Genomic DNA, 12,896 nt, shown 5'->3' on the forward strand with positions numbered 1-12,896 from the left:
GCTATTTCAGCCGGCTGCGCGCGGGGATTGAAGAATCAATTGTCGATTAAAGCGTTGTCTTAGGTGAAGAGCGCGGCGAGGGGAAGGGCAAATGCATTGGAAATGTCGCCGCTTGACATAATACCAAAAGGTTTCATATAAAACGAAACCATAAGGTTTTATGTTATGAATCGTATCGAAAAAGATCAAGCTGTCTTCCGGGCGCTGGCGGATCCGACCCGCAGGGCGATTATCGCCATGCTCGCGCACGGAGACCGGCCCATCGCCGATATCGCCGCCGAGTTCGACGTAACAAGACCCGCCGTAGCGAAGCATCTCGCTATTCTGCGCGAAGGCGGAATTATTTCCGTCGAACAGCGCGGCCGGGAACGCATCAACCGCCTCAACCCGCAAGCGCTGAAAACCGCCGCCGACTGGCTGAACGCGTTTGAAAGTTTCTGGGACGAGAGGCTCGCCCATCTCAAAAAAGTCGTGGAGGACAAATCATGAGCAGTATGAAGATCGTCAAAACCATTTTCCTGAAAGCGCCGCCGGAACATGTCTGGAAATTTCTCGTTGAAGCCGACAAGCTGGCCACCTGGTTCCATCAGGGCGAGGCCGATCTGAAAGAAGGCGGCGACTGGGCGCTGCTCATCAACACGCTCGGCAAAGAGGGCGAACGCATGTGCTGGGGCAAGGTGCTGGAGATGAAACCGCCCGCAAAACTTGTGCATACGTTCACGCATCCGCATTTGCAGGAGGTGGAAACGACCTGCACATGGACGCTCGAAGGCGTAAAGGGCGGCACGATTTTAACGCTTGTGCATGAGGGCTGGGAGAATTTCGAAGCCGACCCGTTCGGCATGGCGGCCAATCACGATACGGGCTGGGACGAGCACTTCACCCGTCTGCGCCGGGTGACGGGCTGACGCCCTGAAATCGCGGTTAGCACCTGACAGATTTGTATGGTTTCGGCGGGCCGGGAGCGCGCGCCGGGGCTTAGCCCGCCGGATATCCTGTGGTAGTGTCGTGTCAGAGATTTCAACCACCACGGAGGCGACATACATGATGAAAAGCTCTGCAGCAGCGGCATTGGCGGGCTTGCTCGCACTATCGGGCGCGGCGGCGCAAGACACATCCGCGATGGAAACCATCGATATTCGCGAGTGGGAAGTGCCATATGAAAACTCACGCCCGCGCGATCCGTTTGCGGAAAGCGCCACATCCGTCTGGTTTGTGGGACAGCGCGCCGGTTATCTCGCCCATCTCAATACCGAAACTGGTGAGATTTATAAAGTCGATCTGAAAGAGGGCTCCGCGCCGCACAATCTGATTGTCGGTTCCGACGGCATTGTCTGGTACGCTGGTAATCGCACGGCGCTGATCGGACGGTTTGATCCGCAGACAAAGGAAATTGAAGAAATTCCGATGCCTGATGAAGCGGCGCGCGATCCGCATACGCTCATCATGGATGACGAGGAAGAGCATATATGGTTCACGCTGCAAGGCGCCAACATGATGGGCCGCCTGACGATTGAAGATCGTAAAGTCGACCTTGTTCCGTCCCAGACGGAGGGTTCCAGGCCATATGGCATCAAGATCGCGCCTAACGGATCAATCTGGGTGGCGCTTTTGGGTACGCACAAGCTCGCCAATCTCGATCCTGAGACGATGGCGTTGCGTGAAATCGAGCTGCCGCGCGAGGAAGCGCGCCCGCGCCGTCTTGAAGTCACCGCAGACGGACGGGTCTGGTATGTCGATTACGCTGACGGCTATCTCGGGGTTTATAATCCGGATACGGAAGAATTTGACGAATGGCTGATGCCGCAGGGCGCGGATGCGCGCCCCTATGGCACGGCGTCAGACTCGCAAGGCCGCATCTGGGCGGTCGCCACCGGCGTTCAGCCGAATATGTTCATGGGCTTCGATCCGGAAACGGAAGAATGGTTCAGCGCCACGCCTGTGCCGTCCGGCGGCGGCACGCTGCGGCATATGCATTACCATGAGCCTTCCGGCGCAGTCTGGTTCGGCGCCGACACAAACTATATCGGCCGCGCGATCGTTGAGCCGCAGGACGAGTAGGTTCAAGGAACTGTCATTGCCGGACTTGTTCCGGCAATCCAGCCGATATTTTTAAAGGATTCTGGATCACCGGGCCAGGCCCGGTGATGACAATCGCGAACCGATACAAGTGCTGCAAAAGCTACAAAAGAGGCAGACGGCGTAAGATCCAGGCCTCCAACCTGTGTCCCAGAGCTTCGGGTCACGGATGCTTTCACTGCCAGCGTTTTGACAGTTTCTGATCCATTGCGTTCGCCGGTTTTTTCTCAGCGCCCTTGTAGCCTGTGATGTGGTCGGCGACGAACGGGTTGGACTGGCGTTCGCGGTTGAATGTCGAGGCCGGACCGTGGCCGGGCACGAATTGCAGATCGCCCAGCGGCCAGAGTTTTCCAGTGATTGAGTCGATCAGAGTCTGGTGGTCGCCGCGTGGAAAGTCCGTGCGCCCGATAGAGCCGGCGAACAAGACATCGCCCACAAACGCGATATTGGCGCCGTTGTGATAGATGACCACATGGCCCGGCGTATGGCCAGGCGTATAAACAACGTTGAATTCTATGCCGTCGAGCGTCAGCGTGTCGCCGTCATTCAGCCATGTGTCGGGCGCGCAATTCTCACCCATGCCGGGATGACCATATTGCGCCCAGTGCGCGGCGATCTCGTCGAGCCAGAATGTATCTTCCTTGTGGGGACCGATGATCGGCGCGCCGGTTTCACGTTTCACCGCCTCGGCGCCGCCGGCGTGATCGAGATGTCCGTGCGTCAGCCAGATCTGTTCAATGTCGGCGTCAAATTCTTTCGCCGCGGCCAAGATTTTTTCAGGCTCGCCGCCGGGATCGACCACGGCGGCTTTGCCGCTCGGCGCGCGGATGATGGAGCAATTTTGCTGAAACGGCGTCACCGGTACGATGCGCACCTGAAACGGCGGTTGTGTCTGTTGTTCGCTCATGCCGGGATCAATAGCGGGGAAATCAGCCGATTGCTACAGCGCGCAACGTCACAAGCGACGTCGCACAGTGAACGCGCGTCTCCCCGGTTTCGCCGTACACATCCGATTGAACGACGCCGATCGTGCCGCCGGCGGAGACAACGCGCGCCTCGGCGACAAGCTTGTCGCCCTTGGCGGGTTTCATCAGGTTTATTTTCAACTCCACGGTCAGGCAGACTTTGCCTTCCGGCAGGGTGGAGGCATAGGCCGCGCCGGCGGCGTGATCGGCAAGGCCGGTGACAACGCCCGCATGCACGTAGCCCATGAACTGGGTCAATTCCTCTTTCGACTCAACCTCCAGGGCGACAGCGCCTTTCTCGAAGTCGCGCACGCGAAATCCGGAAGCTTTGGTAAAGCCCTGATCGGTTATTTTTTCAAACAGCGCTTTCAGCTTTGTTTGGTGCATGGCGCGCGAGCGTACATTCGCCTGCGCGCGCGCGAAACAGAAAATAGCAGCGGCGCGACGGGGTTTGTTTACGCGCTGGACGGTTTTTTATCGCTCAGGAGATAACGGTAAACGCCGGTCAGGTTGATCGCCGTCAGGACAATGTTTGTCACCAGGAGGCCGTGGTCGCTTTCAGCGGAAGCAAACCAGATCCATAAAAGGGAAGAAGCGGTAAAAACTACAAACGCAGCGCCGGTGACTTTCACGCTGATATGCGCGGCGATAAGACTGGCGGCGACAATCGTTAAAATCGTCGCCGCCCACTGTACAACATCTATCATGGCGAACGCCCTTAAGCCGCCTCGACGTCATCCTCGTCGATCGGCGAAATGCCGGCGAACACAACGCGCTTTCTGGAGTCAAATCGCGATCCAAGAAGGTCGGCCTGATCCTTGGACAGAAGCTTTTTCGCTTTCGGGAAAAAATCCTCTTCCTCTTCGTCCATATGATGCTCGATCGATTCGGAGAGCGCGCCGAATTTCACGGCCCATTCCTCGCTGTCAACGGGAAAGGTATCGAGTTCTTCCAGCAATCCGTTCGCAACGTGATGTTCGTTAAGCGCTTCGTACGACTCCTTGCTCATCTTGGTGTCGTCGCGAAGATAGGAATAAAATACGGCTTCCTCGACTTTATGGTGCGCCCACATGTCGTTTTTGAATTCGGTAAATAATTTCAGGCGCGTTTTTTCCGCGCGCTCCGTTGTTTCCTTGATTTTTTTCATCACAACGCGGGCGTCGTCATGATCTTTTTTTATGCGCTCAAAGATATCCATGTCTGCCTCCAGTTATTGCAGAGCCAAACACCGGAGTTTTGGATTGGTTCCGGAACGCCTAACGGCGTGAAAAAAATTTGCGGCTCAGGCGGCGCTGCTTTGAAGGCGTCCGATAAAGCGCTTGAAAATATAAAAACTGTCTTCCGGGCCGGGCGAGGCTTCCGGGTGGTGCTGCACGGAAAAGGCCGGCGCGTCCTTTAACGAAATCCCGCAATTGGAGCCGTCGAAAAGGGAAACATGCGTCTCCTCCACATTGGCGGGCAGGGCGGCGGCGTCCACCGTGAAGCCGTGATTCATGGAAACGACTTCCACCTTGCCGGTGGAAAGATCCTTGACCGGATGGTTTGCGCCGTGATGGCCTTGCGCCATCTTTCGGGTTTTTGCGCCGGCGGCGATGGCGAGCAGTTGATGGCCGAGACAGACGCCGAAAACCGGCACCTTGTTCTCGATCAGTTCACGAATGACCGGCGCGGCGTATTCGGCCGTTGCGGCGGGATCGCCCGGGCCGTTGGACAGGACAACGCCGTCAGGCTTCATTTCCATGATGTCGCTATAGCGCGCGCTGGCGGCGACGACGCTGACCCGGCATCCTTCGGCGCTGAGGCGGCGCAGAATGTTCATTTTCACGCCGTAATCGATCACGACCACATGCGGGCCGCCGCCTTGATGGGCGCCGTAGCCCTTGTCCCACGACCACCCGGTTTCGGCATGTACATAGGGTTGAAGCGTTGTGACGCTTTTGGCGAGATCGCGCCCCTCGAGACCGGCCCAGCTCCGGGCGCGTTCCAACAGCGCATCAAAGTCGAATTGTCCGGCGGGATTGTGGGCGATGACGCCGTGCGGCATGCCCTTTTCGCGAATGCGCGCCGTCAGCGCGCGCGTATCGACGCCAGCAATGCCGACAATGCCGCGTCTGCGCATCCACGCGGAGACATCAAGCTGCGCCCGGTAATTGGAAGGACTGGTCGGGAAGGCGCGAAAGATCGCGCCGCGCGCCGCCATGGATTTCGAATCGCTTTCCACATCGTCGGCGTTCGCGCCCACATTGCCGATATGCGGACAGGTGAAGGTGATAAGTTGTCCGGCGTAGGAAAGATCGGTCAAGATTTCCTGATACCCGGTCATCGCCGTATTGAAACAGACCTCGCCGACCGCCTCGCCTGCGGCGCCCACCCCCTGGCCGTAAGCGCTGGTTCCGTCCGCCAGCACTAGTACGGCGGTGCGGCGTTCTGCGGGTGCTTGACTAATTTTCATTGATGCATATCTCTTCGCGGCTTAGTTGCTTCAAGCGTCAGGGCAAGGTTTGCGGCTGGCGATTGCGGTCAGGCCTTGCGCAAACGAGGCCGCGCAAATTGGCGGGAAGCTAGGCGAAGGGACCGAAAGGGTCAATCGACGGATAAGTCAGAATTTATCCTGCAAAAACAACTAGATAAAAAATTGATTGGACGCTGCGGCGCATTTTTTGAATAGCGGGCCGTCATGCGATGGAGAATCATTGATGCTCAAAGAGCAGATTAACACAGCGCTGAAATCAGCGATGAAAGCCAAGGATCAGAAACTGCGCGTCGCCACGCTGCGGTTGATCAACGCGGCCATCAAGGACCGGGATATCGCCGCACGCGGCGACGATCGCTGCGACGGCGTGACCGAGCAAGAGATCCTCGCGATCCTCACCAAGATGGTCAAACAGCGCGAAGAAAGCGCCGCCGCCTTCGAAAAAGGCTGCCGGCCGGAACTCGCCGAACAGGAACGCGCCGAGATCGAAGTGATCCGCGAATTTTTACCGCGCCAGCTTTCCGACGACGAAATCAAAGTCGCCGTCACGGACGTCATTGACGAATATGACGCCTCCGGCCTCAAAGACATGGGCAAATGCATGGGCGCGCTGAAAGAGCGGTATAACGGCTCCATGGATTTCGGTCAGGCCGGCAAACTGATGAAAGATCGTTTGAGCTAACCTTGCGATGGCAGCCGGTCGCGATAGCGGCGGCTGCCGGGCACGACTTCGCCATCAATCATTTCAATCCGAACATCGCCTTCTCCGGTGGGGTCAATCTTTTTGATGTGATCGGCGTTTACGACCCATGAGCGGTGAACCCGCGCGGCTAAAACGCCGGCGTCGGCAAGCTGGTTCTCAATAGCGCCGAGCGTCGCGCGCGCAAGGTGCGTTTCGCCATTCGCTTTTACCTCTACATAGTTCGCCGCCGACTTCGCCCACACCACCGACGCGGCGTCGATGAATATGGATCGTCCGCCGCATTTAAGGGTCAGCTTCTGTGATTTTCTGGCGTCCTCGCGCGCGGCGGCGAGCTCCCGGCGCTGCTGTTCGAGCTGGCGTCCGAAGGTTATGAAAAAGACGATCAGCGAGTAGGTGACGGCGTCCTTGCGGAATTCATAAACGAATTCCCGCAGCAGATTATCCGTAAAGATATACGGCCCATCGAAGACCATGAGAAAGACAGCCTTGCGGATCGCCACCATGGCGATGATGTGGACGATCGAAAAGGCTAGGCAGAACCCGGCGTGAACGGCGATGATGCGCCGCCAGTCATGCTGGCCCGGCGCGGCGTAAGTCACGGCCATACGCATTAACGGATAGAGCGCAAGGATCACCAAAATGCTTGAGCTTTCGTAAAGCGCGTTCCGCGCGACCTCGAGATCGGCAGTGGTGCGGGACTGTTCCGTGATCATGGAAAGAATATCGACAACCAGAAACGCCATGAAAAACCCCGCGACCCAGAACAAAGTCGTCCGGTCGGCGCGGGCGTCGTCGCCGGAAAGCGTACGGGATGGAGGTTCGGCCGCGTTGCTCATCTCGGAAAAGTTTTATGGCGCGCCGGGCGGCGGCGGCAATATCGCGTTTAAAAACCAACGAAAATTCGTCCCCGGCCGCCGCCGCTAGTCCCCAAACGCCACTTGTTTCCGGCCATTCGTCACGGGGCTCCGCCCCTGAACCCTTCATGCTGGCGGGAAACGCCAGCCGTCGCCATCCTTCACGGCACAAAAGAAAAGGAGACCCTCATGGCGGTGGCGGACGGGCATTCAGGCGCTTTTTTTAACGGCGTATCGAGGCGGTACGACCTCGACTGGCTGCGCATCATCGCCTTCGGCCTCCTGATTTTTTACCATATCGGCATGTTCTACGTGACCTGGGGCTGGCACGTGAAAAGCGCGTATGCGGGTCCGGCGGCAGAGCCGCTGATGCTGATCGTCAATCCATGGCGTCTGGCGCTGTTGTTTTTCATTTCCGGCGTCGCGGTGCGATTCGCCTCCGGCAAGGCCGTATCGAACTGGCGGTTCGTCGGATCGCGCGCCTACCGGCTGGGCCTGCCGATCCTTGCAGGCATGATCATGGTTGTCGCGCCGCAGAGTTATTTCGAATTGCGCCAGGCCGGCGCCATTGAGCCGGGCTACTTTGCATTCTGGGGTAACTACCTGAAGCTCGAACAGCTTTATCCAATGATAACACCTACATGGAACCATCTTTGGTATGTGGTTTATCTGTTCGTTTATATCCTGCTGATCTCTCCGTTTTTGCCTATGCTGCGCCGTTTCGCTGAGGGCGCCGGCGCGCGGGCGCTGAATATCATCGCGGGCGGTCCGGCGCGGCTCATGCTGCTCGTGATCGTTCCATTCGTGATTTATGAACTGGTTTTGTCGCCGCAGTTTCCCACAACGCATAATCTTTATGCGGACTGGGCCAACCACGCGCACCGGTTCACGATTTTTCTGCTGGGCTTTTTTGCGGCGAAGCACGACCGTTTCTGGCGTTCGGTCCATGGCGCTTTGCCGCTCGCCGCAGGGTTTGCTGTCGGCTTGTGGCTGCTCGGCGCCTATGTCGAAGCGAACGAGGAAATGGTCGCAGCCTCTTGGGTGGCGCGCATCCCTCATATTGGCGTCATCGAAACGGCGCTTGAAACGCTATATGCGTGGAGCTGTATCGTTGCTTTAATGGCGCTGGCGCAGCGCTTTCTTAATCGGCCATCAAAGCGGCTCACCTATCTGACGGGCGCAGTGTTTTGTTATTACATCCTGCATCAGACCATCATTATCACCGCCGGATATTATCTGACACAGATGGCGCTGGGCGTGTGGACGGAATTTCTGCTGGTTACGACGATCACGATCGCCGGGTGTGTCGCGGGCTACGAACTGTTCCGCCGGATACCGGGATTACGCGTATTTCTCGGCGTCAAAGACCCAGTTCAACAGAAAAAAGTCGCCGCCAAGGCTGAAGCGCTCGCGGCGTAAAGCGCTCTGGACGCCATCGCCAAATTCGCGTGAGGTTGTCTCGCAGCAAGCCGGAAGACGTCTATCCCAAAACAATTCAACATCGCCATTGCCGGCGCGGGCGTCGCCGGGCTTTCGGCGGCGGCGTTTCTGGCGGCGCTCGGACATCGCGTTGTGATCTACGACAAGGCGCCTGCGCCGGCGCCGGTCGGGTCAGGCCTGATTGTGCAGCCCTCCGGACAGGCCGTGCTGCGCGCGCTTGATCTTCTGGAAGCTCTACAGGCGCGGGGCGCCCGGCTCGACCGTCTGGACGGCCGCCTTGAGGACGGGCGGCGCAAGGTGCTGGATGTGCGATACGCAGCGCTGGGCGAGGATGTTCACGGCGTCTCGGTGCATCGGTCGGTTTTGTTCAATCTATTGAGGCAAGGCGCTGAACGCGCCGGCGCGGCGTTCGAGCATGGCAGGGACGTCGCGGGCATCGAACAGAGCGAAGCCGGGCCAATGGTCATTTTCGCCGATGGCGATAAATCAGGCCGTTTCGATTTCGCCATTGACGCTGCGGGCGTACGTTCGCCGCTGGTTGAGCGCGTCAATGCGTTTCTTGATTATGGCGCCCTGTGGGCGAATGCGCCGTTTCCGCATACGGACGGGTTTGATGCTCGCGTGCTGGCGCAGCGTTATCGCAGCGCGGACACATCTTCCGGCGTTATGCCGATCGGCGGGCTGAAGGAAAACGGCGAGCCGCTTGCGGCGTTTTTCTGGACGTTGCGCGCCGATCGCTATCAGGCGTGGCGGGACGCGCCGCTTGACCAGTGGAAACAAGAAGCGCTTGCGCTCTGGCCAGCGCTTGCACCGGTGCTCGACCATTTTACCGGCCACGATCAGTTCGTTTTCGCGCATTATGCGCATCACACGGCGCAAAGACCGGTGGAGGGGCGCATGGTTCATATCGGCGATGCGTGGCATGCGGCGAGCCCGCAACTGGGGCAGGGCGCCAACATGGCGCTCCTGGACGCCGCCGCGCTCTGGCGCGCCTTTGAAAGAACGACGGATGTTGAAATGGCCCTGGACCGCTTCATCCGCATGCGCCGTAACCATGTGCGTCTTTACCAGTTGATGAGCGGCGTGTTCACACCGGTCTATCAATCGGATCTGAAAATTCTCCCCGCCTTGCGCGACGTCTTCGCCGGGCCGTTATCGGCGGCGCCGCCCATGCCGCGCGTCCTGGCGGCCATGGTGTCGGGAACGCTGGGCGCGCCGCTTGAAAGGCTTGGGTTGAAAAACGGTTGAGCGCCTTCGCGCGATTACAACCAGAACCCTCGTTTCTTCAATATTTCCCAGTGTTGGTGGATAGATATCCACCCCCTCCGCCGGCGCCCTTATTATGTCTCTTGCGTTGACATGCGGTTCAATTTTCACGCGCGACAGTCAGACGACGGCGCAATATTCAGAACGGACCCTTTCGGCGTCAGGATCGGGGCGGGAATTTCGCCGCCGGTCCGGGCTCTTTGACATTGTGAATACTATGCGTCCATCGGTCCGTCATTTTCGAGCCCCGTTCTGTCTGGCCAGAGGCCGGCCTGACGCCGGGGCCCGAAAATGACGCGCTGACAGGATGTGAAAGCCTGCGTTCTGACCCGCCCCCGCAAAAGAAAACGGCGCCCGCGAGGCGCCGCTCCATGTGAAATATTTAGAGGCTCAGGCGCGCTTTTTCTTGCGCCGAGCGACCGCGCCAACGCCGGCGAGCCCTGCGAGAAACAGCGGCAGGGCTGCGGGCAGCGGGACGTCGCTTACGCTGAGTTCGGAGATTGTTCCATTCAAAATGTTGTCGTCGATAAAAATATACATGTCACCAACAGCGAATTCATCATCGATAAATACGAAGGTCATAAAGAGCGTGCTTAATGAACCGAGCGCGAGGCCGTCAACGGGAAGCCCCGCAGCTGACGCAAAGTTGTTGATGTCGTCCATGAAAGGGTTTGTAAATACCAATGAGCCGAGATCGTCGGCGCCGGCGCTGGTGCCGAAATTGATGAGGAAACTGGCGCCTGCGTCCAGATTATCGGGATTGCCCGAACTACTCCCTGAGCACGTCGCGCCGCAACTATAGCCGTACCGTCTAAGATTTCCCGGCGTCACCGCCGAAACATCGACTTCAGCCGTGACGGACGTTGTCGCGCTCACCGTGGCGGCGTTCGCGCCAGCAGTGGCCGCCAAAAGAGCAACGAAACCTGAAAGTAAAACCTTGATATTCATAACACTCCCCACATCAATGCCGCCAACCTGACGACCTTTAGGTACAAGGTCAATGAATAAGGCCAGGATTTCCCGGTTAATTTATCGGGCGCCCCTTATGAGGGAATCAGGCGTTTTCTTTCGCGCGTTTTTTTCGCAAATGCGGCTTCAGCGCGATTTTCCGTAGACGGATGGATTTCGGCGTCACTTCGACAAGCTCGTCATCATCGATATAGGAGATCGCCTGTTCAAGCGTCAGACGTTTCGGCGGCGTAAGCTTCACCGCTTCGTCCTTGCCCGCGGCGCGAATATTGGTGAGCTGTTTCGCCTTCAAGGGGTTGACGTCGAGATCGTCGGGCTTGGCGTTTTCGCCGACGATCATGCCTTCATAAACCGCGTCGCCGGGCGAAATAAACATGACGCCGCGCTCTTCCAGGTTCCAGATGGCGTAAGGCACCGCCGAACCGTCGCCATTGGAGATGAGAACGCCGTTGCGGCGCCCCTCGATGGCGCCTTTGTGCGGGGCGTGCTCAAGATAGGACCGGTTCATCACGCCGGTGCCGCGCGTGTCGGTCAGGAACTCGCCGTGATAGCCGATGAGCGCGCGCGACGGCGCATGCATGACGAGACGCGTTTTGCCCGCGCCCGCCGGTTTCATTTCGACCAGCTCGGCTTTTTTCTGCGACAGTTTTTCAATGACGACGCCGGAATAATCGTCATCGACGTCGATAACGACCTCTTCGACGGGCTCGAGGGTCTGTCCGGCATCGTCCGTGCGCGTCACGACGCGCGGGCGCGAGACCGCAAGTTCGAAGCCTTCGCGGCGCATGTTTTCGATCAGCACGCCAAGCTGCAACTCGCCGCGGCCCGCAACTTCGAACGCGTCTTTGTTCACGGTTTCCGTGACGGAGATGGCGACGTCGCCTTCCGCCTGGCGCAACAGGCGTTCGCGAATGACGCGCGACTGCACCTTGTCGCCTTCGCGGCCCGCCAGCGGCGAGTCGTTGGCGGACAGCGTCACCGACAGCGTCGGCGGGTCGATGGGCTGAGAAGGGATCGGCTGGTCGGCGCCAAGGTCGCAGATCGTGTCGGATACGGACGCTTTTGAAAAACCGGCGATGGCGACAATATCGCCCGGATACGCTTCTTCCACCGGCTGGCGTTTCAACCCGCGAAACGCAAGCACCTTGCTGACACGGGCCTGCTCCACGATTTCGCCGTTCCGCGACAGCGCCTTCATGGTGGCGCCGGGTTTGGCGACGCCGGAGACGACCCGGCCCGTCAGAATGCGCCCGAGATAGGGGTCGGCTTCCAGCGTGGTCGCCAGCATCCGGAAGGGCGCTGATGCGCCGTCTTCCGCAATATCCGGGGCCGGCACATGCGCGACCACGGTTTCAAAAAGCGCGTCGAGGTTTTTGCGCGCGCCCTCCAGCGTATGATCGGCCCAGCCGTCGCGTCCCGCGGCGTAGAGAACCGGAAAGTCCAGTTGTTCATCGCTCGCGCCCAGCGCGGCGAACAAATCGAAAGCTTCGTTCAAGGCCTTGTCCGGGTCGGCGCTCGGGCGGTCGACCTTGTTGAGGACGACGATGGGTTTCAGCCCCAGCGCCAGCGCTTTCGACAGGACGAATTTCGTCTGCGGCATGGGGCCTTCGGCGGCGTCGATCAGCAGGAGGCAGCCGTCCACCATGGACAGGATGCGCTCCACCTCGCCGCCGAAATCGGCGTGGCCCGGCGTGTCGACGATGTTGATGCGCACCGGCGAGTCGCCCTGTTCCCAGACGACGCTGGTGCATTTGGCGAGAATGGTGATGCCGCGCTCGCGCTCGATATCGTTGGAGTCCATGGCGCGCTCGGCCATTTCGGCGTTGTCGCGGACCGCGCCGGACTGGCGCAGCATCTCATCGACGAGCGTCGTTTTGCCATGATCGACATGCGCGATAATGGCGATATTCCTCAGAGCCGGATTCATATTTTTACAGCGTCCTTTAAGCGCAGAAAATCAGACGTTCCTTTCAGCATCACGATACGGTCCGGCTCTGACTCTTTAGACTAGCGCCTTTGCGGCATCGGGATTTGGCTGGCGAACGTCTGTCCAGTTCGCTCCGGCGTTGGCGAGGCCAAGGAAATAAGGCGCTGGATGATATATTGCGTTGCGTCATAGGGGCGGCAAGTGCGCGCTTTTAGGCGTC

The 12,896-nt window shown here is 58.8% G+C and carries 14 protein-coding genes; 6 read left to right on the forward strand and 8 right to left on the reverse strand.

Annotation, left to right across the window (positions count from 1 at the left end):
• Positions 1-165: 165 nt before the first annotated feature.
• From ACQK2Q_RS04215 to ACQK2Q_RS04225, 3 genes are all read left to right on the forward strand, one after another.
• Positions 166-489, forward strand: coding sequence for an ArsR/SmtB family transcription factor (locus tag ACQK2Q_RS04215; protein WP_425408496.1), 324 nt, complete (start codon positions 166-168; stop codon positions 487-489).
• Positions 486-908: an SRPBCC family protein gene (locus ACQK2Q_RS04220; protein ID WP_425408497.1), complete on the forward strand. Its 423-nt coding sequence runs from the start codon at positions 486-488 to the stop codon at positions 906-908. Before ACQK2Q_RS04215 ends, ACQK2Q_RS04220 begins: the two co-directional genes overlap by 4 nt.
• A 136-nt stretch (positions 909-1,044) precedes the next feature.
• Positions 1,045-2,061, forward strand: coding sequence for a virginiamycin B lyase family protein (locus ACQK2Q_RS04225; RefSeq protein WP_425408498.1), 1,017 nt, complete (start codon positions 1,045-1,047; stop codon positions 2,059-2,061).
• Between the two features lie 193 nt (positions 2,062-2,254).
• Here the strand turns inward: ACQK2Q_RS04225 and ACQK2Q_RS04230 are convergent, their stop codons facing one another.
• From ACQK2Q_RS04230 to carA, 5 genes are all read right to left on the reverse strand, one after another.
• The gene (locus ACQK2Q_RS04230; RefSeq protein ID WP_425408499.1) at positions 2,255-2,986 is read right to left on the reverse strand and encodes an MBL fold metallo-hydrolase; all 732 of its coding nucleotides are present in this window, start codon (positions 2,984-2,986) and stop codon (positions 2,255-2,257) included.
• Between the two features lie 22 nt (positions 2,987-3,008).
• Complete coding sequence (locus tag ACQK2Q_RS04235) at positions 3,009-3,431, reverse strand: PaaI family thioesterase (protein WP_425408500.1); 423 nt, start codon at positions 3,429-3,431, stop codon at positions 3,009-3,011.
• Between the two features lie 68 nt (positions 3,432-3,499).
• Positions 3,500-3,751: a hypothetical protein gene (locus tag ACQK2Q_RS04240; protein WP_425408501.1), complete on the reverse strand. Its 252-nt coding sequence runs from the start codon at positions 3,749-3,751 to the stop codon at positions 3,500-3,502.
• A gap of 11 nt (positions 3,752-3,762) precedes the next feature.
• Positions 3,763-4,242, reverse strand: coding sequence for a hemerythrin domain-containing protein (locus tag ACQK2Q_RS04245; protein WP_425408502.1), 480 nt, complete (start codon positions 4,240-4,242; stop codon positions 3,763-3,765).
• 84 nt (positions 4,243-4,326) lie between these two features.
• Entirely contained in the window at positions 4,327-5,496 is a 1,170-nt protein-coding gene (gene carA, locus ACQK2Q_RS04250) for a glutamine-hydrolyzing carbamoyl-phosphate synthase small subunit (protein WP_425408503.1), read from the reverse strand.
• 244 nt (positions 5,497-5,740) lie between these two features.
• Between carA and ACQK2Q_RS04255 the strand changes: the two genes are divergently transcribed.
• On the forward strand, positions 5,741-6,199 hold the full coding sequence (locus ACQK2Q_RS04255; RefSeq protein WP_425408504.1) for a GatB/YqeY domain-containing protein: 459 nt from the start codon (positions 5,741-5,743) through the stop codon (positions 6,197-6,199).
• Here the strand turns inward: ACQK2Q_RS04255 and ACQK2Q_RS04260 are convergent.
• Positions 6,196-7,056, reverse strand: coding sequence for a LytTR family DNA-binding domain-containing protein (locus ACQK2Q_RS04260; protein ID WP_425408505.1), 861 nt, complete (start codon positions 7,054-7,056; stop codon positions 6,196-6,198). The two genes, ACQK2Q_RS04255 and ACQK2Q_RS04260, sit on opposite strands and share 4 nt — an antisense overlap.
• A gap of 207 nt (positions 7,057-7,263) precedes the next feature.
• Between ACQK2Q_RS04260 and ACQK2Q_RS04265 the strand changes: the two genes are divergently transcribed.
• Both ACQK2Q_RS04265 and ACQK2Q_RS04270 read left to right on the forward strand, forming a co-directional pair.
• On the forward strand, positions 7,264-8,493 hold the full coding sequence (locus ACQK2Q_RS04265; protein ID WP_425408506.1) for an acyltransferase family protein: 1,230 nt from the start codon (positions 7,264-7,266) through the stop codon (positions 8,491-8,493).
• Between the two features lie 87 nt (positions 8,494-8,580).
• Positions 8,581-9,762 (forward strand): FAD-dependent oxidoreductase, encoded by a 1,182-nt coding sequence (locus tag ACQK2Q_RS04270; protein ID WP_425411119.1) that lies wholly within the window; start codon positions 8,581-8,583, stop codon positions 9,760-9,762.
• A gap of 408 nt (positions 9,763-10,170) precedes the next feature.
• On the opposite strand, the gene ACQK2Q_RS04275 is transcribed toward ACQK2Q_RS04270, so the two are convergent.
• The gene (locus ACQK2Q_RS04275; RefSeq protein WP_425408507.1) at positions 10,171-10,728 is read right to left on the reverse strand and encodes a VPLPA-CTERM sorting domain-containing protein; all 558 of its coding nucleotides are present in this window, start codon (positions 10,726-10,728) and stop codon (positions 10,171-10,173) included.
• Positions 10,729-10,834: 106 nt separating this feature from the next.
• A complete protein-coding gene (gene typA / locus ACQK2Q_RS04280; RefSeq protein ID WP_425408508.1) occupies positions 10,835-12,676 on the reverse strand; it encodes a translational GTPase TypA in 1,842 nt (613 codons plus the stop codon).
• Positions 12,677-12,896 lie beyond the last annotated feature (220 nt).

This window comes from Hyphococcus sp., assembly GCF_965228385.1.
Taxonomy (GTDB): Bacteria; Pseudomonadota; Alphaproteobacteria; order Caulobacterales; family Parvularculaceae; genus Hyphococcus.